The organism is Paraburkholderia terricola, assembly GCF_900142195.1.
Classification (GTDB): Bacteria; Pseudomonadota; Gammaproteobacteria; order Burkholderiales; family Burkholderiaceae; genus Paraburkholderia; species Paraburkholderia terricola.
The window spans coordinates 1-21,436 of sequence record NZ_FRAB01000062.1 but is presented as its reverse complement, the minus strand read 5'-3'; the positions used below and the strand labels follow the sequence as shown (position 1 = coordinate 21,436).

Genomic DNA, 21,436 nt, shown 5'->3' with positions numbered 1-21,436 from the left:
GGGTCAGCCCTCCGACGCCTTGCGCGCGGCGGCCTGGGCAACCGTCTCGCCGGGCCGCAGGTCGTACAGCTCGCGGGCGTTCGTGGTGGTGATGAACGGCGGGATGTCGGCGCTCGGGCCTTCGTCGTCCAGGAATGCCGGCTCCAGCGCGCCATCGACTTCCACCAGGTCGTCGCCGCTCGCGGCGGCGTCCTGCTCGGACAGCGCGTCCTCCACGAACGCGCCCACGCGCTCGGCTTCGTCGGGGTCGAACTCGACCTGGAAGCCGGGCGTCAGCGCGTCGGCCATCTTCTCGCGCACGGCCTCGCGGCCGGCGGCGTCGTCGTCAACCGGCGGCAGGACGGCCAGCGGCTCGTCGTGGGCGGCGGTGTTGGTGGTGGTTTGCTCGTTCATGGTCGATCTCCTTCGCTGTGGTCATTCGGATGCCGGGCCGTTGCGGCCCTTGCTGTAGTCGGGCCGACCCTTGAGGTCGGGGTAGGTCTGCTTGCATGTGGGGAAGTTGCTGCAACCCCACCAGAATTGCCCCTTCTTCTTGCTCGGCCGGCGCGACAAGCCGCTGCCGCAGGCCATGCACTTGTGAAGGGATGACACCGGCGCGGCTTCCTTGCCGCCGGCGATGGTCACGGCTCCGCTGTTGGCCTTCGCCACCTGGTCGCGGATGAACGTCTCTTGCTTCGTGATGAAGGCGTCCAGGGCGGCCGTGCCCTGCTCGACGCCTTTCAGCATCCGCTCGTAGAGCGCGGTCAGCACCGGGCTTTTCACAACCTCGGGCAGCGCGTCGATGACGCTGCGGCCGAGGGTCGTGCTGATGATCTGCTTGCCTTTGACGGCCAGGAACTCGCGCCGCTTCAACTCGGAAATGATCGACGCACGGGTGGCCGACGTGCCGATGCCGTCGCCCTCGCGCAGCATCTTCTTGTGCTCGGCATCGCTGACGAACTTGTGGATGTTCTCCATCGCGCGGATCAGCGTGCCCTCGGTAAAGCGCGCTGGCGGCTTCGTCTTGGCGTCCTTGCGGGTGGCGTCCGTGCAGGTCACGGCGTCGCCCTGGGCCATCGACGGCAGGGCCTGCGTGCCGCTGTCGTCGTCCTCGTCCTTCTCGCCTTCCTCGTCGGCCTGGCTGTACACGTCACGCCAGCCGTTGCGCGTGACTACCTTGCCGCTCGCGGCGAAGTTCTCGCCCGCGATCTCGACGCCCACGGTGGTCTGCATGTACTCGTGCAGCGGGTAGAACTGCGCCAGGTAGGCGCGCACGATCAGGTCGTAGATGTTGCGCTCGCGCTCGCTGAGGGCGGCCTTGCTGCCCTTCTGCATGGTCGGCACGATGCCGTGGTGCGCGGTGATCTTCGAGTCGTCCCACGTCTTGGACTTGATACGCGGATCGGCACCATCGACCAGGCCGGCCAGTTCGGGGTTGACGTGCTTGATCGCCTCCAGCACGCGCGGCGCGTCGGCGTGCTGCGACTCCGGCAGGTAGGCGCAGTCGGTGCGCGGGTACGAGGTCAGCTTGTGCGTCTCGTAGAGCGCCTGGCAGGTGTTCAGCACGTCCTCGGCGCTGTAGCCGAACTTGGCCGAGGCCAGTGCCGTAATGTCGGACAGGGCGAAGGCCAGCGGCTGGTTCTGCTTCTTGGCCTCCTGTTTGTACGCGGCGATGGTGCCCGGCTGGCCCTTGACGGCGGCCACCAGGGCGTCGGCGACGGCGGTATCGACAAGGCGGCCTTCGCTGTCCAGACCGGCTTGATCCTCCTTCGCCTTCCATGCGGCGGCGAAGCTGCCGCCGGCGTGCTGCACCACCGCCCGGATGGTGTGGTACGGCACGGCCTTGAATGCCTCGATCTCGCGGTCGCGGGCGACCACGAGGGCCAGCGTCGGCGTCTGCACGCGGCCCACGGTCAGCAGGGCGCGCGAGCCGCCGCGCTGCGCGCGCAGCGTGTACGCGCGGCTGAGGTTCATGCCGATCAGCCAGTCGGCGCGCTGCCGCCCGCGTGCAGCGTCGGCCCAGCCTGCATAGGTGGTGTTCTCCTTCAACGCGGCCAGGCCGCGCTTGACGGAAACGGAGTCCTGCGCGCTCACCCAAAAGCGGCGCACCGGCTTGCTGTTGCGGAAGTGCTCCAGCACTTCGTCAACCAGCAACTGGCCTTCGCGGTCGGGGTCGCCGGCGTTGACGATCTCCTTGGCCTCCTTGAGCAGCTTGCCGATCACGGCGAGCTGCTTCTTCGCGTCGTCCTTGGGCTTGAGAATCCAGCTCTCGGGGATGATGGGCAGCTCATCGACGCGCCAGACCTTCTTGCCGGACTGGCCGCGCGGCACGTCATCGGGCGTGTACTCGTCGGGGTCGGCCTGTTCGAGCATGTGCCCGAAGCACCAGGTCACTTTGTCGGTGCCGCACTCGATGAAGCCGTCGCCCTTGCCGGTCGCGCCCAGCTCGCCGGCGATGGCCTTGGCGACGGACGGCTTTTCTGCGATGAAAAGGCGCATGGTGTGTCTCCCTACCAGGTGATGACCGGACGGATCACGGTCTTGATTTGCGAACGATTGATCGGGCCGAAGTAGCGGCCGTCGAAGGATGTGGCGCTCACGTCCGACATAAGCAGCACCTCGGAATTGCCGAGCGTGTAGCTGTTGGACTGATAGCGCGGCAGCGGCCGACCGGCCTTGTCGGCCTTGATCGGCGCGCTGAGGGGCAGCAGCTCGCCGTTGACGCGCACGCCGTCATCGGCGACGGCGACGGCATCGTCTTTAGCGGCTAAAACGCGCTTCATCATGTAGCCGTAGCCGCCCTGGCAGAAGCCGGCCCCGATGTAGCCCCTCTCCTTGGCGTCATCGAACACGCCGAGCTGCGGCGGGCAGAAGAGGACGTAGGCCCCCTTCTCCACCGGCGCGCTGCTCGTCCAGTACAGGCCGACCGGAATGCTCTTGGTGGTGTTCACGCGGGCACCGGCGGCATAGCCGCCGGCGGCCAGCAGCAGGGCGGCCACGCCCGCGATGACGACGCCTGCCGCGATGCGTTTCAGGATGCGGCTCATATCGTGATGCCCTCCCCTTCCGTCTCGGCCTGTGCGACGGCGCGCAGGCGGTCGCTGACCTTGGGCGCAGGGATCGCGGCGCGTGCCGAGAACACTGGGTCTTTGAAGTACAGGGGTTGCTTGCCGTAGATCGCCGGGTAGCCCGCGACGTAGATCACCATGTCGCCGGCTTCTTCGATCTCGCCCTGGGCGTTCTTCTTTGGCCCCGGCATGCGCAGGCATTCGTCGGGCGTCAGCAAGGGCCGCTGCACTTCCTGGTAAGTGCGCGACACCTGGCCCAGCATCGCCGCCGTGCGGCGGCCGCTGGTCGTGATCTGCTCCTTCACCACGGTGGTCTGCCCGGTGAGGCGGGACAGGTGTTCGGCCGTCTCGACGCGGTTGGGCGGGTAGGCGTTCTGCACGTGGCAGTTCGACGTGATGCTTTCGTCGTGGCCGTAGCCCGTCTCGCGGCTCTTGAGCTGGTTAATGTCCTGGCAGATGAGGTAGCACTTGATGCCGTAGCCGGCCACGAAGGCCAGCGACTCTTGCATGATCTCCAGCTTCCCGAGGCTCGGGAACTCGTCCAGCATCATCAAGAGCCGGTGCTTGTAGTGCGCCACCGGCCGGCCGCCCTCGAAGTCCATCTTGTCGGCCAGCAGGCGCACGATCATGTTCACCATGACGCGCACCAGCGGCCGCAGGCGGGCCTTATCGTTGGGCTGGGTGACAATGTAGAGGCTTACCGGGTCGTCCTCGTGCATCAACTGCTTGATGCGGAAGTCCGACCGGCTGACGTTGCGGGCCACCACGGGGTCGCGGTACAGGGCCAGGTACGACTTGGCCGTGGACAGCACCGATCCGGCTTCTTCCTCGGGCCGATCCATCATGTCGCGGGCCGCCGAGCCGATGGCGTGATGGTTCTGGCCGTCTACGTGCCCGTAGGTCGCCATTTCCATCCAAAGCTCGCCAATGTCCCGGTTCGGGTCGGCCAGCATCGCATCGACGGACGGCAGCGTGGCGGTGCCGCCATCGTCCTTGGCCTTGTACAGCGCGTGCAGGATCACGCCGACCAGGAGCGCGAAGGCGGTCTTCTGCCAGTGCGAGTCCAGGCCCTTGCCGTCCGGGTCAACGATCAGCGTGGCAAGGTTCTGCACGTCACCCACCTCGTATTCGGTGCCGAGGCGGATTTCGTCCAGCGGATTCCAGCAGACGCCGCCCGAGGTGCTGGCCGGCTCGAAGCGCAGCACCTTGTTCTTGGCGTGCTTCTGCCGCCAGCCGGCGGTCAAGGCCCACAACTCGCCCTTCAAGTCGGTGATGACGCTGCTCGCGCCCCACGACAGCAGCGTGGGCACCACCAGGCCGACGCCCTTGCCCGAGCGCGTGGGCGCGTAGGTCAGCACGTGCTCGGGGCCGCTGTGCCGCAGGTAGAAGAAATTGCCGTCCTTGTCCTGCCAGCCGCCCACGTACACGCCGGTAGCCGTGGGTGCGGCCTTGCCGGTGACGATCTCCAGGACGTTGCGCTCGCGTGGCAGCAGGCCGGCCGCCTGAATGTCCTTCTTCTCGGCCCAGCGGGCCGAGCCGTGCAGGTACTCGTTCGCCTTCGAGCTGTTGGACGTGACGACCTTCGCCACGGCCACGCCCAGCAGGCCCACGGTCGAAACCAGCATCCCCATGCTGCCGGCCTTCATGATCTCGTCCGGGTACTGGCTGTACCACTTGTACGTCCAGTGCAGGATCGACCAGGGCGCGTACACGTGGCCCACGTTGGGGCCGAGGGTCGCGTGATAGGCGAACGTGTGGGCGAAGAACTGCGTCGCGGCCTGGAGGCCGCCGACCATCGAGGCCGCGCCCAGCACCGGCAGCAGCTTGCTCGGCTTCGGTTTGGCGGTTCGGACTTGCGGCCCTACCGCGTTGTTCATCTTGATCTTCATCTACTCCTTCCTTTCGACGTTTTGATGGAGCCTTTCGCGGTGATCGAGACGGCATCGCCGACCGCGATGCGCGTCAAGCGCCGGGCCGTGGCCTGGTCGATGGGCATAACCATGACCTCATCACCTCGTTTCAAGAGGGCCAGCGCCTGGCCCTCGATAGTCCTGGTGCCCTGGAACGTGAGCGCACCATCACCGGCAGTATATCGGGAATGCTTCGGTATATCGAAACCTTTTAGGCGCTTTGCCTCGCGTTCGGCGATGTACTTGTCGGCGGCGGCGACGCCCGGCGGCGTCTGGCCTACTCCTGTTCCTGGCCGAGAAATTCCCCGTCGCAGTGCGTGATCTGGTTGGGTTCCTTGCTGCTCCACGTGACGAGGAACATCACGCGGCAATAGCACTTCACTTCCGCCGGCGATGCGAACCACACCGAGTTCGGACAGTGCTCGCAAACGGTGCTGGCTTTGGGGCGGCGGTTTTCTTCCAAGGCGTCCAACGTCGGGCTTCCGGTGGACGGTGGCGGCGTGAAGGCCGGCGTCGGCGCGGTCGCCTCGGCCGGCGGCTGGCCGGCCGTCGCCTGCTCGGGCGACGGCTGCGGCTCCGGTAGCGTGCTGGTCGGCAGCGGGCCGCTGTCCAGGGCCGCCAGCGCCGCGTCCAGTTCGTCCTCGATGCTCTGGTCTTTCGGTTCGCTCATGGGTGTTCTCCTTGTTCAAAAGCGCCTGCCGCCGGCTCTCAAGAGCCGGATCGGTGAAGGTGATGGGTAGCTGGGAATCGACGGCGGCGCGGATCATCTGCGCCTTGAACTCCACCGTGCCGTTGACGGTGATGCGGTTGCCGTAGCGTTGCATCGCCAGGCGCAGGGCTTCTTGCAGCCCTTCGCGCGTGGCCTCGCGGGAGACTTGCAGGCGGTCACCGTCATCGCGCACGGCGCTCATGCCGGCGCGGAAGATGATCGTCCCCTTCTTCGTGATGTTGTCCACCGCCGGCGCGTGGCCGGGCTTCGCCTGGCCCTCGCCCCGGATGGTGTTGCCCTTGAGGCCCTGGGCCGCCTCGCGGGCGCGCAGGGCGGCCAGGGCGTCGGCGCCGCCGTGCTGCGCCTCCTTCTTGAGCCAGTCGGCCCACGTGCGCCGGCTGTGCTCGGCGTAGAGGGCCGTGCGCTCCTGCTGGAACTGCTTGTTGATCGCCTGGAGTTCGCTGCGCAGGGCCTTGCTCGCCTGGGCGTACAGCAGCTTCTTGTTCGCGCGGCCCTCGCCGACCACCTTAATCGTGGCGCGGCGCAGGCGGTTCGACCTCTTGGCCGCCTCGATCAGCCGATCCTTGCGATGCCGGGCGCGCTCCAGGGCCTGGGCGCGCGCCGTGGTCAAGCTCTGCTGCTCGGCCTTGTACTTCGCGTACAGCTCCACGGTGTTGACGCGAAGGCGGATGGGGTCTTTGCGGTACTGCCGCTTCGCGGTGGTTTGCGCCTGCCGTTCGGGCGAAGCCTCGAACGGGCCAAGCCGCGCCTCCAGGCTCGGCTTGGAAAGGTCGCGGGCTACTGTGCTCGCCTTCACCATCGTTCCGTCGCCGGCCTCGAACACGAGGCCATTGGCGCGGACGCGCAGCTCCATTCCGTTGTCCCGCATGACCTGGTGCAGTTCCTGCCAGGACTGCGCGCCCTTGATCTCGTCCAGGCACTCGCGCTTGATCCAGCCGACCAGGCTTTCAACGCCGGCATGCCGCTCCATGTCGGCGGCCCGGCCCTCCGCGCCGCGCTTGCGCGGCTCGTGGTTGTCGCGCTCCAGGCCGTAGTCGCGCTCCAGGGCCGTGCAGAGTTCCGCCAGCGCCCGGTGCGGGTAGTACGGCTCGTGCATCGTGTGCCGCGTCGGGTGAATCTTGTTGATGGCGATGTGGATGTGCAGGTTGTCGGTGTCGTTGTGGACGGCACTGATTCGCTGATGCTCGCCATAACCCAGCCCGACGCAGATGCGTTCCTCAATCGCGCGCAAGGTGTCGGCGCTGGGCTGCTCGCCGGCCCGGAAGCTGACGATCAGGTGGTAGGTCTTGTCGCCCTTCGCGCGGGTGTTCGTGTGCTGGGTCGCCAGCACCTCCGTGATGGCGTCCTGGATGGAACCGGCTTCGCAGTTCGTCGCCTGCACGTGGCCCAGCCGGTGGTCTTTGCTTTGGGCGTCGGTGATGTAGTTCGCCAGGCCCGCGAAGTCGCTCTTGCCAAGCGAGCGCATCGGCACGTGCTTGGCGATCATGGCCGCCCCTCCGGCTTTTTAGCCGCTAAAGAAGTCAAGGCTCGGCCCTCGGCTGAACCACGGCCTTCATGATCCGGCTCATTTCGTCCTGGGTGGCCTCGATCCGGCCCAGCAGGGCCAGGATGGTCGCCTCGCCGAACTGGAGCGTTCGCACGTCATCGGTCAGCCAGAGCTTGAGCAGGCCGCCAAGGCGGCCAAGGTCGCCGTTGACGCGCACCAGCTCGCGCACGTGCTGGTAGTCCATGACGCCCTTGATCTGGTAGCCCTGGCCCACGTCGCGCAGATAGCGCGCCACGCTGACGCCCGCCCTCTTGGCGTTCGCCTCGATCTCGTCTTTCTCTTCGGGGAACACCGGCACCCGCAGGTGCTGCCGCCGCCGGCGGCCGTGTTCCTTTTCGTCGTTCTCCATGCCTCGCCTCGTCTCTCATGCCGGCGGTAGCCGGCTGCCTCGCAGAGCAGGATGACCCGTTGAGCGCCCCCGGCGCGAATAAGGGACAGTGAAGATAGATAACCGGCTCGCCGGTTAGCTAACTTCACACATCCTGCCCGCCTTACGGCGTTAATAACACCAAGGAAAGTCTACACCAGCCATTACGATTTATCCGCAACTATCGCGCTATCAGGCCGCAAAAGCAGCAACGGATATAGCGAAAACCGCCACAATGGCCCATAATGCCGCTATCGAAGCGTGCCAATGCACGCCGATAGCGGACTTTTTGCGTTTCCGTAGCGCCGCTTAGTAGCGTTACATTTGCGATGAGAGGATTAGATGGACGAACACGATGCCAAAGACCTACCCCGAAGAGCTGGCTGAATGGGTGAAGGGACGGGAAGCCAAGAAGCCGCGCCAGGACAAGCACGTGGTCGCGTTCCTGGCCGTCAAGAGCGACGTTCAAGCGGCGCTCGATGCGGGCTATGCGATGAAAACGATCTGGGAGCACATGAAGGAAACCGGCCGGCTGCGCTGTCGGTACGAAACCTTCACCCAGCACGTGAAGCGGTACATCAAGGCCGCGCCGGTAGCTTCCCCGCCGCCTCCCGCCACTCCCCCGGACAGCCAGCCCAAGGGCGCGAAGCCCGAGCCGAAGGCCGCCCCGCCGGCCTCGGAATCCAAGAGTGAGCCGCCCAAGATCGGCGGCTTCACGTTTGATGCGACTCCAAAGAAAGAGGATTTACTGTAATGGCGAAAATTCACATGGTTCTGCAAGGCAAGGGCGGCGTCGGCAAGTCGATGATCGCGGCCACCATCGCGCAGTACAAAGCCGGCAAGGGACAGAAGCCGCTTTGCATCGACACCGATCCGGTGAACGCGACGTTCGAGGGCTACAAAGCCCTCAACGTGCGCCGGCTCAACATCATGGACGGCGACGAGATCAACACCCGGAATTTCGACGCCCTGGTCGAGATGATCGCGTCGGCCGAGGGCGACGTCATCATCGACAACGGGGCCAGCTCGTTCGTGCCGCTGTCGCACTACCTCATCAGCAACCAGGTGCCGGCGCTGCTCCAGGACATGGGCCACGAACTCGTGGTGCATACGGTCGTCACCGGCGGCCAGGCCCTGGTGGACACGGTGAGCGGCTTCGCCCAGCTCGCCAGCCAGTTCCCGGCCGAATGCCTGTTCGTGGTCTGGCTGAACCCGTATTGGGGGCCAATCGAGCACGAGGGCAAGGGGTTCGAGCAGTTGAAGGCGTACACGACCAACAAGGGCCGTGTGTCCGCCATCATCCAGATTCCGGCGCTGAAAGAGGAAACCTACGGCCGCGACTTCGCCGAAATGCTCCAGGATCGGCGCACCTTCGATGAGGCCCTGGCCGATTCGGCGCTCACGATCATGACGCGGCAGCGGCTCAAGATCGTGAAAACCCAGCTCTTCGCCCAGCTCGAAAACGCGGCGGTGCTCTGATGGCGGCCGACGACAAGATCGAGGAGCTGATACGGGAGATCGCGGCCAAGCACGGCATCGCCGTGGGCCGCGACGATCCGATCTTGATCCTCCAGACCATCAACATGAAGCTGATGCAGGACAGCGCATCGGCCCAGCAGGAAATCTTGGACGCCTTCAAGTCGGAACTGGAGTCCATCGCCCACCGATGGGGTGATGACGCCAAGGGAAAGGCGGAAAGGACGCTCAACGCGGCGTTGGCGGCCAGCAAGGACGCCATGACGCGGGGAATGCAGGAGGGCGCGAAGGCGGCCGCCGAGGCCGTGCGGCGTGAGGTTGAGGCGGTGACGGCGCAGCTCGTCGCGCCGATCCGCGAGGCGCGGCGCGTCGCCATGATGAACATGGTCGCGGCCGGCATGGCGGTCGTGGCCGCCGGCCTGGCCCTGTGGGCCTCGCTGTAGATGGCGATGCGGGATCTCATCGTCAGAACTGGCGATGGTCGACCGCGCCGGCGGCATCGCCAGGTTCGGCGATGCTGGCCAGCTCCCGGCATCGTCGCTTGTGACGATGCTGCAGGATGATTCCACCAGGCCCTCGGCGGGCCTCCCTCGCCAGAAATGGCGATGCTCGAGAAAAAAGCCCGGCGACCGCCGGGCTTCGTTTTTATGCGGGCCTGGCTGACAGGCCCAAGGACTGCGATCTCCCTGGCCGCTCCTGGGCCTGGGATTGCTTGCGCTCCTGCTCCTGCTTGCGCATCAGCAGCTCATGCCGGCGGGCGGCCTCGCGCATGGCATCCCAATCGGAAGCCAGCTCGGGGTTCTCGGCGCGCATCTTGCGCGTCGCCAGCTCTTCGATCTTCGGCGAGTGCAGGCCCATGCCTTCCTTGATCTCGCGGACGGCCTCCAGGCGCGCGTGAAGCGTCTGCAAGCGGGCCTGCTGCTGCGCCTGCTGGTTCTGCCAGGCTCGCTTAGAGCCGGGCAAGGAAAGCCGGCCAGGCGCGGACGCCTGGGTCTGCTGCAAACGGGCCTGCTGCCGGTCGATCAGGTTTTCTAGCCTGTCCTCGATGTGCTCCACCTGGTCGTGCTTGGCCTGCACGTAGAGCGCCAGGGTTTCGGGGTAGGACTGCTCGACCGGGGCCGCCTCTAGGGTGGCCTGCTGCTCGATCTCGGCCGCCTGGGCGGCCTCCAGCAAGTCGGCTCCGGTGTCCTCGCGCGAAGCGCCGAAGGCGGCACCGCCGAGGGTGGCCGGCGCGCTGACGCGGGCCGGCTTGGTGGCGCGGCTCTCGGTGCCGCTGCCGGGGATGGTGAGTCGTTTCAAGGGCGTGCCTCCTTTTTAGCCGCTAAAGCTACATGGAGCGCCCCCGCGTCAGTTTCGGGGCCTCTGCGGCGACTGCCGCCTTGCCCTGGGCGTTGTAGCTGATGCTCTTTGCGCTCCCAATTTCAGGTACTTTATCGAAATCTGACCGAGCGTGCATGACAAAGTTCTTGCCGATCTGCTGGTACACGTTGGTGGCGTCGGCATGAACGATCACGCCGGCGTGGGTCTGCTTCTTGTCGGCCGCTTGGGCCGTGTACAGGTTGTAGATGCCGGGCTTCAACGCGCCCGCCTTGTCTACTTTCTGATTCGTCCAAGCGCCGTCCTTTTCGGCCTGAACGATGCGTTGACCGTTCATGACCAAGAGGCGTTCTTTCATCGGGCACTCCTATGGTTGCCGTAGTTCTCAAAAGGGTGATGGTGGCCCCATGCAAGCCGCGCTCCAATCGAGTAGGAGGCGGATTCACACCCGCCGTCCTCTCACACCACCGTGCGTACGGTTCCGTACACGGCGGTTCAGGTTACGCGGCTAAGCCGGTTAATCGTATCCAGTATCGAGACCAGCCCGAGCCGGTCCCACAGTTTCTTTGGCAGCGCGTAGTTCATATGTTGCGCTCCCGAATTCCACCATGGACCTCGGCCATTGAAGGCTGACTTGTTGGCACGCTCCTCGCTCAACCCCAGGCGCATCAAGTTTCTCAGCCTCGTGGGAGGCTGTTTCCATTGACGCCAGATGACGCAGCGGAGTTTGTGCCTGACCCAACCATCCAGTTCCTCAAGCGGCCGCTTGCTCTGGCTGAGCTTGAAGTAGCTAGCCCAGCCTCTCAGGACGGGGTTGATCCGCTCGATGACAGTCGCCATTTTGCGAGCCCGTACGCTGCGCAGCAGCATTCTGAGCCGGTCGCGTAAGCGGTCTAGGCTCATCCTTGCCACGCGCAGTCTTGGCTGCTGGTGCCAGCTCATCCCATAGCCTAGGTAGTCGCACTTCCACGCCCTTGCCACTTGGCTTTTCTTCCTGTTCACCGTCAGCTTCAGACGTTCTCTCAGGAAGCGCTCGACGCTGACCAACACCCGTTCGCCGGCCCGGGGACTGCGTACATAGATGTTCGCATCATCGGCATAACGTACGAAGCGATGGCCCCGCCGCTCCAGCTCGCGGTCGAGTTCGTCGAGCAGGATATTCGACAGCAACGGCGAGAGCGGGCCGCCTTGCGGCGTCCCCTCCTGCCGTGGGCTGACGACACCGCCCGACATGATCCCGGCTTCAAGGTAGCGGCGGATAAGCCTGAGTACGCACTTGTCTCTGATCCGACGTTCGATGCAGGCCATGAGGATGTCGTGATTGACCCGATCGAAAAACTTCTCCAGATCGAGTTCCACGCACCAGCGGTGTCCCGCTGTCACATGAGCACGGGCCATCTCGATGGCTTGATGCGTACTTCTGCCCGGACGAAAACCATAGCTGTAGTCCGAGAACAGTGGGTCGAAGATAGGTGTGAGCTGCTGCTGCAGTGCTTGCTGGATCAGGCGATCCACGACGCTGGGGATTCCCAGTTGCCGTGTGCCGCCCTGCGGCTTGGGAATTTCAACCGCTCGCACTGCTTGGGGCTGGTATTCACCGGCCAGTAACCTGACCTTGAGGGTTGGCCAATACTGTCTCACGTAGCCCGCCAAGTCAGCGACCGTCATGCCATCGGCACCCGGTGCTCCCTTGTTGCTGACCACGCGTTGATACGCACGTCTGAGGTTGGCCGGTGCAAGCACCCGCTCCATCAGCGTGTCCGGCTCCGCGTTCGTCCACGTCACGGACGCCGTCGATACCTTTGCACTGTCAGGCGTCACCCTCGGCTTCTGGCCGGAGCTCGGGATGACAGTTTCCGCTGTGGGAAATTTCTGCATTACGGTTACCAACGAGACGGCGACGCCTACTGGCGGCATAACCTGTTCGGCCCTTGGTGGCGCGGTTAACCGCCACTTACTACGGCTTCGGCTGACTTCTGCACGCTCATCCCGTCGCCTTTCGACGCGCGGTAGCACAATGGCAAACGTACAGATCTCCCAGGGTAATTCGCGCGACCTTCCTGCTTATGCCTGTCGGATCTACGTCACAGCGTTCCGTGCAAGTATTGGGCTTTGGCGATTTGTGCCACCTCACCCCGCTGTGCCGCCTCTATCCGCTTCCTGTTCGTCAGGCCAGCATTTTGCCTCGGGCTTCCTTCAGATTCGCGGTCACCCGCGACACCCTTGCCTCCGGCTAACACTTCCCCTTGCCGGGTGTGTAGAGGACTTTCACCTCCAAGTCACCCACTTGGCCACCACAACCAAGCGGGTTGCGCATACGCGCAACGCGCCATGCCTGGCGCACACAAAAAAGCCGACCTCGGCAAAGCGAGGCCGGCTCTTCCCAGCGGCCGGGTTGTGCGTTTTGTCAGGGTTCCAGGGTAATTTTAAGGAAAACCAACCGATTTATCAGGTCTTTTTGCGTCCGCCGCTGGTCGGATCGGCCGCCCGGCCTTGCGCCATGACGGTTTCCAGGGCCTCCAGCCGGCCGCGAAGCCCGGCCGCTTCCTCGCGGGCCTGGGCAGCGTCGCGCTTCGCCTGGTCGCGCTCGCCCTGGGCGGCGGTCAGCCGCTCGGCCTGGCGGTGTGCCTCGGCCGCCATCGCCTTGCGCTGCTCCTGGTGGGCCTGCTCGGCCGCCTCGGCCTTGGCCTGCACCTTCACCAGCTCCGCGCGCACCTGGTCGCGCTCGGCGGCGGCCGCCTCGGTGGCCTTCCGCTGCTCGGCCTGAGCGGCGCGCGCCTGGTCGGTCGCCTGGTTCGCCCGCTCCAGGTCGGCACGCAGCTCGCCGGCGCGGCGCTCGATCTCGGCGGTACGGCTGTTCGCGGCCGCGAGGTCGGCCCGCAGGGCCTCCACCTGGTCGGCGCTGGCCGTGGCCCTCTCCTGGGCCTTGTCGCGCTCTGCGCGCGCCTGGCGGGCTTCCTGATGGGCGTGATCCAGCTCCGTGCGCAGCTCGCCGGCCCTGGCCTCGGCCGTGGCCGCGCGCTCGCTGGTCGCCGCGAGCTTGCCGCGCAGCTCGTCGGCCTCGCCCTTGGCGGCCGCCTCGACGGCCTCCAGGGCCGCGATGCGGGCCTTGGCCTCGTCCAGCTCGCCGGTGAGCTGGTCGGCCAGCTCTGCGGCTTCCTGGCGCGCTGCTTCCGTCTCCTGGCGCACGGCCTCCAGCGCCTCGCGCTCGGCGGCCAGGCGGTTGTTCGCCATTTCCAGCGCCACGGCCCACAAGTCGCCGCCCAGCTCGGCCAGCTTGTCAGTGATCGCCTGCGGTGCCGGCTCGCGGATCGGGGCGGCCTGGCTGGCCTTGCGTGCGCGCCACTCGTTCATCGCCTCGCTGATGGTGGTGAAGCTGCCGCTGCCGAGCTGCTTGCGCACGTTCGCCAGCGTGGGGTTCTGGCCGGCCGCGTCCAGTTCGTCGGCCACCGCAAATATCTGCTCCTTCGAGATCGCCATGTCGGGCCTCCTTTGGCCGGTTGTATGTTGTAGCGTGAAGCATACTACAACATACAACACTACGCAAGCGGTTTAGCTGAACTTTTTTTAGCGGCTAAAACGCGGGCAAAAAAAGCCCCGCTCGATGGCGGGGCGATGGGTGGGGGTCGGTGGTCGGCGATGCCCGGCGCTGGGCGTGTCAGCCCTCCAGCAGCGCGACAAGCTGCACGGTGCCAAGGTCGGCCTCGAACTCCTGGCCGTCATCCTCGTATTTGAGCCAGGCCCAGCCCTCGGCCGGGGGCCGGCGGTTGAGGATCAGCCGTGCCGGCCGGTCGTCGTGCTTGACCTGGATGATGGCCTTCTTGAGCTTGTCGGGGTCGGCCTCCTTCGGCTCCTTCTTCCCCTTGGCGTCATCATCCTGCGGCCCCTGCTCGCCGTCGCCGGCCTCGGCGTCGGTCTTGCCGGTCAGCGCATCGACGGTGTTGGGATCACGGTCGCCGTCCTCGTGACTGCGCTTGTCCTCCAGGAACTCGCGCAGCAGCTTCACCGAGCCGCGCGTCAGCTCCTGGCTGTCGTCGGCCAGCCAGGCGGCCACCTCGTCGGGGTTCTTCTTGTAGGCCGTCACCAGCTCGTTGATGACAGTCACGTCCTTGCCCCGGCCGCTATTGAACGCCTCGGCAATGGGTTCGGGCAAGTCCAGCAGCGTGACGTGCTGCGTGACGAAGGCCGGCGACTTGCCGATCTCCTTGGCGATCTCGCCCTTCTTCTTGCCCTTCGCCAGCTCGCGGCCGATGAAGTCGGCGATCTCACGCGCCGTCAGCTCGTTGCGTTGCAGGTTCTCGATAACCTGGTCGGCCTCGTTGTAGTCGTTGTCGATGAAGGCCGGGATCGTGGTCTTGTGCGCCCACTTCGAGCCGCGATAGCGCCGCGCGCCGTGGTTGATGAGGTAGCGCCCCGGTGCGTCCGGGTTCTCGCGCACGCTGATGGGCGACTTCACGCCGCGCGCTTTGATCGTCTCGCCGATCTCCGCGATGCTCTCCGGCGAGAAGCCGGGGTTGTCGGCCGTGCGCGGCTGGTGCGGGTCTTCGTCGATCAGGTCAAGCGGCAGCTCCTGCGGGCCTGCGCCGCCGGCGTTGGCCGCCGGCTGCTCGTTCAGCAGGCCGGCCAGGTCGCCCAGCCCGTCCAGGCCCAGCCCGGACGATTGCGGCTTGTCCTGCTCCTTCTTCTTGGCGTTGGTCTTGGCGCTCATTGCGCGATCTCCATCTTCGTGAACACGTAATCCGCCAGCGCACGCACCTCCTGGGTGGCCTTCCGCGCGGCGGTCTTCTTGATCTTCCACACCGGCATCTGCTCGCCCAGCGCCTCGGCGATGCTGTCACGCGCGCCGATGCTGAACGGCAAGATGAGCTGCGGGTATGCCTGCTGCAACGTCGCCAGGTTGTTGACGTGGCGCGGCTTCCGCGCGTCCACCTTGTTCGGCACCATGCCGAGGAAGCGCAGCTTGGGGTTCTGCTTGCGCAGGTTGCTGATGACCGCGACCATCTTCTTCATGCCCTGCAAGCTGTACGCCTCCATTTCGATGGGCGACAGCATGTAGTCGGCCGTCAGCACGGCCGCCGTCATGGCGACGCCAAGGGAGGGGGCCGTGTCGATCAGGCACACGTCGAAGAACTCGCCCAGCGCGGCCACACTGGCCCGCAGCGCGGCGGCCGCCTGGGAAAGCTCCATCTTGTCCAGGTTCGCCAGGTTGGCGTCTGCCGCGATCAGCGCCAGGCCGTCATCCTCCCGGTCAGCGAACCAGGCGCGCAGCTCGTCGCCGCCGGCGGTGAACATGCGACTGGCGGGATAGCCCGAGTCGTGGCCGGCCAGCGTCCAGCTCGCATTGCCCTGGGTGTCCAGGTCGATCACTGCAACCCGAAGGCCGCGCTCCTGGAAGTCGAACGCCAGGTGGCAGGTTGCGAACGTCTTGCCTTGACCGCCTTTCTGAATTGCCGTGACCAGTGTTTTCATGAGTTGGGTTCCTGTTTCCTCTTTCCCTTGGCGTCGGCTTCCCAACGCTTGACGATGAACGCTTGATGCTCCGGCAGTACCGCCGTCACCCGCTCGAAGCCCTGCGGGAGCACTTCCCCCGCCACTGCCCACACGCGGCTGACCGCTTGCGATACCGCCCCCTTGGTCAGCCCCAGCGAGGCCACAAACTCGGCCTGGGGCCTTCCATCGACCAGCACGCCGCGCGCTATGTCGATGGTCTGTTGCCCGATCTCCAGGCCCTTGATCGCCGCCTGGAATTGGGCTTCGGTTAGCCGTTTCTTCATGGAGAACACCCATATAAACTCCACACCCGGTTGTTGAACAAAAGGCGGTGCCAGCCGCCGACCATGTGCAGAAGTTTAGCTAAACTCGCCGCCCGCGTCAAGCGTTTTAGCGGCTAAAAATGGGCGCGTGATCTTCTTTCTTGGCGTTCAACCTGGCCGCGTCAGCGGCACTCATGAAGAACGTCATCAGCGGGCCGACCGTGCGGCTCGAACCGTTGGCAAAGCACACGTCGAACTGACCGCCGGCGGTGTGCGGATCGACGCCTTCCACCAGTCGCCAGGGGTCAAGGCCCCATTCCTCGGATTGCGCGCTGTACCAATAGGCCGGCGCATCGCCGTTCAAGTCGCTGGCCGCGTACTCGCGCACCAGGACGGCCACCCGGCCGGTGTTCGGCTCCACGAATCCCGGCGGGTAGGGTAGGGTCTGTTTTTTCATGTCAAAGCCCCTTCGGCTTGTAGATCGAAACGAAGTAGGTGATCGCGGTCAGCACCGCGAAGTACGCCAGGAACGACCAACCGGCATACACGCCAGGCGTGTTCCAGTGGTAGAGCATCCGCACGAACTGGAAGAAGGTGGCAATCGACAGCACCCACTTGAGGATCGGCCAGACCAGCACGGTCGCCACCCATACGAACTTGACCAGGCCGGCCAGCAGGCCAGCACCGGGGGCCTTGTTGGGGGCAGCAGACGCGGCGGCAGGCTCCACCGGCGCGGGCGCGGCGGGCTGCTCGATCTCCTTGGGGAACTTGATGATGTTGGACATAGCTTGACCCTCCACGCGCTTACGTGTTGAATGCTGGGTGCTCCCACTCGGAAGCATGGTTACGGTGTGCCAGCACCAGGCCAAGCGCCCCGGATCACTCCGGGGCGTTCCTCCACCTGGGGCCGCCCTTGATCTTGCCTCGGCTCACGCAATACTCCTTCTTGGCGTCCTCGATAGGCCCGGCCGTTGCCGACCGGGCCATGTGCTCTTACCAGCCGGCCCGGCGCTTGGCCTGCTCGACGGCTTCCATCGACCAATGGCCCTTGGCCTGCCCCTCCAGGGAGCATCCGGCGAAGTACGCCTTGCCGCGCAGTTCCTCGGCTTTGCACACCAGCTCGGCCGCCTCGGCCATCATGGCCGCGATCTCGTCACGGCGGGCCGGGAAGTCGGTCGCTGCCGCGCCCTCCAGCTCGTCAATCCAGGGCATAATCTTGTTGTCGCTCATCGGACTTTCTCCGGTAGTTGACCTGGGCAATGTGCCCGGCCTTCAAGTGCTATATTAGGGCAAAATGCCCTAACCTGTCAAGCACTTTAGCTAAACTTTTTTCGCTTTACCGGAATCCGAAGGCTAAACTTTAGCCGCTAAAACCTTTCCCTTGGCGTCAATCCTCTTTCCAGATCACGCCCAGCCCGGCCTGGTCGCACAGGATCGCCCATGCCGCATAGGGAATCGGGGTGTCCTCGCCGATCCAGCGGCGGATCGTGCGGTCGCCCTTCGCGCCCAGCCCCAGCGCCTTCGCGGCCTTGCTGCCGCTGAACCCGGCCAGGCGCAGCACCTCTCGGACTTCCTCGCCGGTCGGTTGCGCCCAGCGTTCGGCCGGCTTCAAGCACTCCAGCCGGATATTGGCGTCGTTCGTCATTCGTTCGTTCTCCTGGTCAAGTGATAAGCCGCAACTGGTCGAAGCCGTAGATCGACTGGATGCAGCTCGGGTCTGAATCGACCACGCGCCGGCCTGCGCGATTGGTCTTGTACGTTACCGGCCTGTCGTCGTGCGCCCACACCTGGCGGGTGTCGGGATGCACCTTCACGATGATGATGCGCTTGCCGATGTAGCGGTCGAAAACCGGGTGATGGACGCTCACGATCTCGCACCGCTGGCCGGGCTTGAACTCCACCAGGTCGGCCGGGCCTCCATCGCCATTCCTGGCGATGCTGCAGGTTGCCGCGCTCGCTCGCGGCATCGTTGTTTCCGGCGATACAGGCCCGCCCTCGCCCGGCTCGGCATCGTCGGCTTTGACGATGCTGCAGGTCATCGTCGTTTCTGGCGATGCGGGATCTCGCTCCGGGCCTGCGCCGGTGATTTTTCCCTTGGCGTCCAACCCGGCGGCCCTGGCCGCCTTGATCCTGGTCGCGGCCTCGGCCGCCCAGCGCCTGGCGATGAAGGCCCGATGCGAGGGCAGCACCACATCGACCAGGACGAACCCCGGCGGCACCAGGACGGTCGCCGGTGCGCGCCGCGCCGGCGGCTCCAAGCCGGCCAGCCAAGCGGGCAGGGGAGCATCGGCCAGGCGGTCGCGGTAGCTGGCCTCGACCATCACCGGGCGCTTCTTCTCGGCTCGCTGCGCAGCCAGGATGCCGCGCGCAACCTCGTCCACCGTCATGCAGCCCTGCGCCGTGTCGAAGTGCGAGCGGTAGCCCGTTTCGGAGATAAACGGCCTGTCCAGGTCGATGACGTGGAACTGGAAGTGGGCACCCAGCGGCCCGCCGTAGCCGGCCTCGTACTCCACCAGGGCGCGCATGTCGCCATCCGCGACCAGGAACTGGCCGCGCTGGCCCCACAAGGGCACGTCGCCAGGCACCGCCGCGCAATGGCGCTCGATGACCTGGCCGGGCGCGTCGTGGTCGGCCATGCTGCCCACGTGCGTTCCGCCGTTCATCTTCCAGATGACGGCCTCGTATCGGTCGCTGGCCGCCTCGGCGGCCGCACCGTCACCGCGCATGATCGCCGCGTCGATCTCCACCACGGCCGCCACGGCGGCGGCCAGCAGCTCGTCGCGGTCGGTGGGCAGCTCGGCCAGCAGCTCGGCCGCCGGCGCGTTCCAGTCCTGGCCCGGCTGGGCCGGCGTCTTGCGTTTCTTCGCCATCGGCCGGCCCCTCAAGTGTCAGCACGCCGCCACGCGATCACGTCGCGGGCTTCGTAGCCGTGGCGCTTGCAGTCGTCGCAGAATCCCGAGCTGAACCCCTTGTGGTTCGTGCCGATCCATGCGGCCGGCTTGCCGCATTCGTGGCCGTAGGTGCCCGGCTCGGCGTTGTGGCACTTGCCGTCCGTCGCGTAGCTGTTCGTCGGTGCCTGGGGAGCGTTGTTCCTGGTCATGGTCGCCTCCTGGAAGCCCCGGCCGAAGCCGGGGCCGCCCCTCATCAGTCAATAGCCCGGTAGATCGCGGCCGCCTCGGCGTGGCTGGCTGCGAAGCCGCGCAGGAAGTGATAGCGGTCGATCAGGGCATCGCCGGCGTCCGTGTCGGCGGCCTCGGCCGCGAGCTGACCCAGCGCGAACAGGGTTGCGACAATGCCGGCGGCGTCGGCCGACAACTCGCCTCGGAAGCCGTTGCCGTCCACCTCGATCTCCAGGCGGTCGGCCAGGTCGGGGGCCATGTAAAAACCGCCGTCCGACAAGGTGTAGTAGTGCCAATACGCGCCGCTGTAGCGTTCGCAGAGCCGGCGAAGCCAGGCATACACCAGGGCCTCGCCGCGCATCATCAGACGCGGGCCGAAGTAGGCGGGCAGGAAGTCGAGGCGCTGGGCCTCGGCGACCAGGGAAGCGGTAACGGGTTGCTCTTGGGTGTTCATCGGACTTTCTCCGGTAGTTGACCTGGGCGAAATGCCCGGCCTTCAAGTGCTATATTAGGGCAAAATGTCCTAATCGTCAAGCACTTTAGCTAAACGTTTTAGCCGCTAAACCTTGCCCTTTCCCTTGGCGTGCATTACAATGTAATTCACGAACCCAACCGGAGAACCAATCATGGCTGCAAACCAGCTCGTACAAACGCGCATCGACGGCGCGATCAAGGAAGAAGCGGCGGCCGTCCTGGCCGCGATGGGCCTTACCGTGTCCGACGCGGTGCGGCTGCTGCTCACGAAGGTGGCCCAGGACAAGGCGCTGCCCTTCGAGCCGCTGATTCCGAACGCCACCACCATCGAGGCGATGAAGGAAGCCCGCAAGGGCAAGCTGCCGCGCTTCGCCACCGTCAACGATCTGATGGCCGATCTGCATGCGGCAGATTGAGCGCACCGGCCAGTTCAAGCGCGACTACAAGCGCGAGGCGAAAGGGCAGCACCGGGCCACGCTCGACGCCGACCTGGTGCCCGTCCTGGTCGCGCTCGCCGACGACCAGCCGCTGGAACCTCGGCACCGCGACCACGCGCTGACCGGGGACTGGAAGGATCACCGGGATTGCCACGTCAAGCCCGACCTGGTGCTGATCTACCAGAAGCCCGACGCCGACACGCTGCGCCTGGTGCGCCTCGGCTCTCACTCCGAACTCGGCTTGTGATCGGCGCGGGCCTGGCCCCGCGTCTCACGTTTCATTGACACTTGAGGGGCGCTTTCCGCGCCACCGGCCGAGCTGGCCGACCCCCTTCCTTGGCGTAAAACCTGCGGCGGTGGAGCTGCTGCGATGCTTGAGGATCGCGCGGCCGGTCGAACCGCGGCGACCTGGTTGGGGAGTGTGAGGGGGCTTTGCCCCCTCGCAAGCTCTCGAACTTACTGCCTTCCGCCAGGCGCTTGCGCCTGGCTCTCCTAAGCCGTAGCGCCGAAGGCGCTCCATTGTGGGGTGAGGCCGCAAGGCGGCCGAGGGGCGTAGCCCCTGGGGGGATGGGAGGCCGCTTGCGGCCGGGTGGGATCGAGAAGGGGGGTTTCCCCCCTTCGGCGGCCGGTCATGCTGCGCGGTAGCTTGGGCCGTGTTGCCGTTTTTTTCGCCAGCCTCTGGTTAAAACTACCTGGTTATATAAAAAGGTTATAAAGACGGTTAAAAACCTGGTTAGCATGACCGAAAAACGCGCGTAAACCGTTGTCACGCCAAGGAAAAGCGCGAAGAGGCCGCCCCTCAAGTGTCAATGGATAAGCCCCCCATGTGTCAATACGCTGCCCCTCAAGTGTCAAGAACCGCGCCCCTCAAGTGTCAGTAGGGCCGCCCCTCAAGTGTCAATACCGGGGCAGGGTTCCTAACAGGGTTATCCACAACTTCGGTGGATAACTCCATGCCGATCAGGCACTTAGGCCGCCTCGGCGGCCGCCTGGACGGCTCGACCAGGCCGAAATCGGCCGCTGCCCCCCAAGTGTCAACATCGCGCCGGCCCCGCTGCCCCTCAAGTGTCAACGTCAGGGCTGCGCCGGCCGGCCTCGGCCGACTTGTCCCGAAACTGTCCACAACGGCCGCGCCGGTGGGGCAGGGCAGGGAAGGCCCCGGAAACGGGGTCTCCTCGTTTTCAGTGCAATAAGTGACGGTACGAAAAGCTAGCACTGGCGCGGAGGTGGTGTTGGTAGATCGTTGATTTCATTGACTTT

The 21,436-nt window shown here is 65.6% G+C and carries 25 protein-coding genes; 5 read left to right on the top strand and 20 right to left on the bottom strand.

Features of this window, described 5'->3' with window-relative positions; genetic code table 11:
- Positions 1–3 precede the first annotated feature (3 nt).
- From BUE39_RS31115 to traJ, 6 genes are read right to left on the bottom strand one after another with little or no spacing between them, the layout of a single operon-like run.
- Complete coding sequence (locus BUE39_RS31115; protein ID WP_006122510.1) at positions 4–393, bottom strand: protein TraD; 390 nt, start codon at positions 391–393, stop codon at positions 4–6.
- A gap of 21 nt (positions 394–414) precedes the next feature.
- A complete protein-coding gene (locus tag BUE39_RS31110) occupies positions 415–2,478 on the bottom strand; it encodes a DNA topoisomerase III (protein WP_011114056.1) in 2,064 nt (687 codons plus the stop codon).
- 11 nt (positions 2,479–2,489) lie between these two features.
- Complete coding sequence (traF, locus tag BUE39_RS31105; RefSeq protein WP_006122512.1) at positions 2,490–3,026, bottom strand: conjugative transfer signal peptidase TraF; 537 nt, start codon at positions 3,024–3,026, stop codon at positions 2,490–2,492.
- Complete coding sequence (locus BUE39_RS31100; protein ID WP_000694765.1) at positions 3,023–4,936, bottom strand: type IV secretory system conjugative DNA transfer family protein; 1,914 nt, start codon at positions 4,934–4,936, stop codon at positions 3,023–3,025. Before BUE39_RS31100 ends, traF begins: the two co-directional genes overlap by 4 nt.
- On the bottom strand, positions 4,933–7,173 hold the full coding sequence (gene traI / locus BUE39_RS31095) for a TraI/MobA(P) family conjugative relaxase (RefSeq protein ID WP_011114057.1): 2,241 nt from the start codon (positions 7,171–7,173) through the stop codon (positions 4,933–4,935). Before traI ends, BUE39_RS31100 begins: the two co-directional genes overlap by 4 nt.
- A 34-nt stretch (positions 7,174–7,207) precedes the next feature.
- Positions 7,208–7,582, bottom strand: coding sequence for a conjugal transfer transcriptional regulator TraJ (gene traJ, locus BUE39_RS31090; protein ID WP_000426567.1), 375 nt, complete (start codon positions 7,580–7,582; stop codon positions 7,208–7,210).
- Between the two features lie 373 nt (positions 7,583–7,955).
- Here traJ and BUE39_RS31085 point away from each other — a divergent pair, with 373 nt between their 5' ends.
- Genes BUE39_RS31085 through BUE39_RS31075 form a run of 3 tightly spaced genes read left to right on the top strand, consistent with a single transcriptional unit; the run spans position 7,956 to position 9,519 of the window.
- On the top strand, positions 7,956–8,354 hold the full coding sequence (locus BUE39_RS31085; RefSeq protein ID WP_001127128.1) for a TraK family protein: 399 nt from the start codon (positions 7,956–7,958) through the stop codon (positions 8,352–8,354).
- Complete coding sequence (locus tag BUE39_RS31080) at positions 8,354–9,079, top strand: nucleotide-binding protein (protein ID WP_011114058.1); 726 nt, start codon at positions 8,354–8,356, stop codon at positions 9,077–9,079. The genes BUE39_RS31085 and BUE39_RS31080 overlap by 1 nt, the downstream gene beginning before the upstream one ends.
- Complete coding sequence (locus BUE39_RS31075; RefSeq protein ID WP_000718516.1) at positions 9,079–9,519, top strand: conjugal transfer protein TraM; 441 nt, start codon at positions 9,079–9,081, stop codon at positions 9,517–9,519. The genes BUE39_RS31080 and BUE39_RS31075 overlap by 1 nt, the downstream gene beginning before the upstream one ends.
- Before the next feature lie 202 nt (positions 9,520–9,721).
- On the opposite strand, the gene kfrC is transcribed toward BUE39_RS31075, so the two are convergent.
- The 14 genes from kfrC to BUE39_RS31005 all read right to left on the bottom strand — a co-directional run bounded on the left by kfrC (position 9,722) and on the right by BUE39_RS31005 (position 19,719).
- On the bottom strand, positions 9,722–10,375 hold the full coding sequence (kfrC, locus tag BUE39_RS31070) for an IncP plasmid survival protein KfrC (protein ID WP_000826922.1): 654 nt from the start codon (positions 10,373–10,375) through the stop codon (positions 9,722–9,724).
- A 28-nt stretch (positions 10,376–10,403) separates the two neighbouring features.
- Positions 10,404–10,751 (bottom strand): IncP plasmid survival protein KfrB, encoded by a 348-nt coding sequence (gene kfrB, locus BUE39_RS31065; RefSeq protein ID WP_000664557.1) that lies wholly within the window; start codon positions 10,749–10,751, stop codon positions 10,404–10,406.
- A 137-nt stretch (positions 10,752–10,888) separates the two neighbouring features.
- On the bottom strand, positions 10,889–12,271 hold the full coding sequence (gene ltrA, locus BUE39_RS31060; RefSeq protein ID WP_235005003.1) for a group II intron reverse transcriptase/maturase: 1,383 nt from the start codon (positions 12,269–12,271) through the stop codon (positions 10,889–10,891).
- 570 nt (positions 12,272–12,841) lie between these two features.
- Positions 12,842–13,873 carry a DNA-binding protein gene (locus tag BUE39_RS31055; RefSeq protein ID WP_011114059.1) on the bottom strand — a complete coding sequence of 344 codons (1,032 nt, stop codon included), beginning with the start codon at positions 13,871–13,873 and terminating at the stop codon, positions 12,842–12,844.
- A 178-nt stretch (positions 13,874–14,051) separates the two neighbouring features.
- Positions 14,052–15,101, bottom strand: coding sequence for a transcriptional repressor gene korB (locus tag BUE39_RS31050; RefSeq protein WP_011114060.1), 1,050 nt, complete (start codon positions 15,099–15,101; stop codon positions 14,052–14,054).
- Complete coding sequence (locus tag BUE39_RS31045; protein ID WP_011114061.1) at positions 15,098–15,862, bottom strand: ParA family protein; 765 nt, start codon at positions 15,860–15,862, stop codon at positions 15,098–15,100. Before BUE39_RS31045 ends, BUE39_RS31050 begins: the two co-directional genes overlap by 4 nt.
- Positions 15,859–16,167, bottom strand: a complete 309-nt coding sequence (locus BUE39_RS31040) for a transcriptional regulator KorA (protein ID WP_011114062.1) — start codon at positions 16,165–16,167, stop codon at positions 15,859–15,861. Before BUE39_RS31040 ends, BUE39_RS31045 begins: the two co-directional genes overlap by 4 nt.
- 106 nt (positions 16,168–16,273) lie before the next feature.
- Entirely contained in the window at positions 16,274–16,603 is a 330-nt protein-coding gene (locus tag BUE39_RS31035; RefSeq protein ID WP_011114064.1) for a DUF2761 domain-containing protein, read from the bottom strand.
- A 1-nt stretch (position 16,604) separates the two neighbouring features.
- The gene (gene kleE, locus BUE39_RS31030; RefSeq protein ID WP_011114065.1) at positions 16,605–16,931 is read right to left on the bottom strand and encodes a KleE stable inheritance protein; all 327 of its coding nucleotides are present in this window, start codon (positions 16,929–16,931) and stop codon (positions 16,605–16,607) included.
- A gap of 208 nt (positions 16,932–17,139) precedes the next feature.
- A complete protein-coding gene (gene kleA, locus BUE39_RS31025; RefSeq protein ID WP_011114066.1) occupies positions 17,140–17,376 on the bottom strand; it encodes a stable inheritance protein KleA in 237 nt (78 codons plus the stop codon).
- A 157-nt stretch (positions 17,377–17,533) separates the two neighbouring features.
- Positions 17,534–17,791, bottom strand: coding sequence for a transcriptional repressor KorC (gene korC, locus BUE39_RS31020; protein ID WP_011114067.1), 258 nt, complete (start codon positions 17,789–17,791; stop codon positions 17,534–17,536).
- A gap of 16 nt (positions 17,792–17,807) precedes the next feature.
- A complete protein-coding gene (locus tag BUE39_RS31015) occupies positions 17,808–19,016 on the bottom strand; it encodes a hypothetical protein (RefSeq protein WP_011114068.1) in 1,209 nt (402 codons plus the stop codon).
- Positions 19,017–19,027: 11 nt separating this feature from the next.
- Complete coding sequence (locus BUE39_RS31010; protein WP_012478187.1) at positions 19,028–19,246, bottom strand: hypothetical protein; 219 nt, start codon at positions 19,244–19,246, stop codon at positions 19,028–19,030.
- Between the two features lie 44 nt (positions 19,247–19,290).
- Complete coding sequence (locus tag BUE39_RS31005) at positions 19,291–19,719, bottom strand: antirestriction protein (protein WP_011114069.1); 429 nt, start codon at positions 19,717–19,719, stop codon at positions 19,291–19,293.
- Between the two features lie 172 nt (positions 19,720–19,891).
- Here BUE39_RS31005 and BUE39_RS31000 point away from each other — a divergent pair, with 172 nt between their 5' ends.
- Together BUE39_RS31000 and BUE39_RS30995 are read left to right on the top strand one after the other, a co-directional pair.
- On the top strand, positions 19,892–20,155 hold the full coding sequence (locus BUE39_RS31000; protein WP_011114070.1) for a type II toxin-antitoxin system RelB/DinJ family antitoxin: 264 nt from the start codon (positions 19,892–19,894) through the stop codon (positions 20,153–20,155).
- Positions 20,142–20,423, top strand: coding sequence for a type II toxin-antitoxin system YafQ family toxin (locus BUE39_RS30995; protein ID WP_011114071.1), 282 nt, complete (start codon positions 20,142–20,144; stop codon positions 20,421–20,423). Before BUE39_RS31000 ends, BUE39_RS30995 begins: the two co-directional genes overlap by 14 nt.
- The last annotated feature ends 1,013 nt before the right edge of the window (positions 20,424–21,436 follow it).

Excerpts from the sequence above, each read along its gene's own strand:
- BUE39_RS31115 (WP_006122510.1), bottom strand. The coding sequence starts at position 393 with ATGAACGAGCAAACCACCACCAACACCGCCGCCCACGACGAGCCGCTG.
- BUE39_RS31110 (WP_011114056.1), bottom strand. The coding sequence starts at position 2,478 with ATGCGCCTTTTCATCGCAGAAAAGCCGTCCGTCGCCAAGGCCATCGCC.
- traF (WP_006122512.1), bottom strand. The coding sequence starts at position 3,026 with ATGAGCCGCATCCTGAAACGCATCGCGGCAGGCGTCGTCATCGCGGGC.
- BUE39_RS31100 (WP_000694765.1), bottom strand. The coding sequence starts at position 4,936 with ATGAAGATCAAGATGAACAACGCGGTAGGGCCGCAAGTCCGAACCGCC.
- traI (WP_011114057.1), bottom strand. The coding sequence starts at position 7,173 with ATGATCGCCAAGCACGTGCCGATGCGCTCGCTTGGCAAGAGCGACTTC.
- traJ (WP_000426567.1), bottom strand. The coding sequence starts at position 7,582 with ATGGAGAACGACGAAAAGGAACACGGCCGCCGGCGGCGGCAGCACCTG.
- BUE39_RS31085 (WP_001127128.1), top strand. The coding sequence starts at position 7,956 with ATGCCAAAGACCTACCCCGAAGAGCTGGCTGAATGGGTGAAGGGACGG.
- BUE39_RS31080 (WP_011114058.1), top strand. The coding sequence starts at position 8,354 with ATGGCGAAAATTCACATGGTTCTGCAAGGCAAGGGCGGCGTCGGCAAG.
- BUE39_RS31075 (WP_000718516.1), top strand. The coding sequence starts at position 9,079 with ATGGCGGCCGACGACAAGATCGAGGAGCTGATACGGGAGATCGCGGCC.
- kfrB (WP_000664557.1), bottom strand. The coding sequence starts at position 10,751 with ATGAAAGAACGCCTCTTGGTCATGAACGGTCAACGCATCGTTCAGGCC.
- ltrA (WP_235005003.1), bottom strand. The coding sequence starts at position 12,271 with ATGCAGAAATTTCCCACAGCGGAAACTGTCATCCCGAGCTCCGGCCAG.
- BUE39_RS31055 (WP_011114059.1), bottom strand. The coding sequence starts at position 13,873 with ATGGCGATCTCGAAGGAGCAGATATTTGCGGTGGCCGACGAACTGGAC.
- BUE39_RS31050 (WP_011114060.1), bottom strand. The coding sequence starts at position 15,101 with ATGAGCGCCAAGACCAACGCCAAGAAGAAGGAGCAGGACAAGCCGCAA.
- BUE39_RS31045 (WP_011114061.1), bottom strand. The coding sequence starts at position 15,862 with ATGAAAACACTGGTCACGGCAATTCAGAAAGGCGGTCAAGGCAAGACG.
- BUE39_RS31040 (WP_011114062.1), bottom strand. The coding sequence starts at position 16,167 with ATGAAGAAACGGCTAACCGAAGCCCAATTCCAGGCGGCGATCAAGGGC.
- BUE39_RS31035 (WP_011114064.1), bottom strand. The coding sequence starts at position 16,603 with ATGAAAAAACAGACCCTACCCTACCCGCCGGGATTCGTGGAGCCGAAC.
- kleE (WP_011114065.1), bottom strand. The coding sequence starts at position 16,931 with ATGTCCAACATCATCAAGTTCCCCAAGGAGATCGAGCAGCCCGCCGCG.
- kleA (WP_011114066.1), bottom strand. The coding sequence starts at position 17,376 with ATGAGCGACAACAAGATTATGCCCTGGATTGACGAGCTGGAGGGCGCG.
- korC (WP_011114067.1), bottom strand. The coding sequence starts at position 17,791 with ATGACGAACGACGCCAATATCCGGCTGGAGTGCTTGAAGCCGGCCGAA.
- BUE39_RS31015 (WP_011114068.1), bottom strand. The coding sequence starts at position 19,016 with ATGGCGAAGAAACGCAAGACGCCGGCCCAGCCGGGCCAGGACTGGAAC.
- BUE39_RS31010 (WP_012478187.1), bottom strand. The coding sequence starts at position 19,246 with ATGACCAGGAACAACGCTCCCCAGGCACCGACGAACAGCTACGCGACG.
- BUE39_RS31005 (WP_011114069.1), bottom strand. The coding sequence starts at position 19,719 with ATGAACACCCAAGAGCAACCCGTTACCGCTTCCCTGGTCGCCGAGGCC.
- BUE39_RS31000 (WP_011114070.1), top strand. The coding sequence starts at position 19,892 with ATGGCTGCAAACCAGCTCGTACAAACGCGCATCGACGGCGCGATCAAG.
- BUE39_RS30995 (WP_011114071.1), top strand. The coding sequence starts at position 20,142 with ATGCGGCAGATTGAGCGCACCGGCCAGTTCAAGCGCGACTACAAGCGC.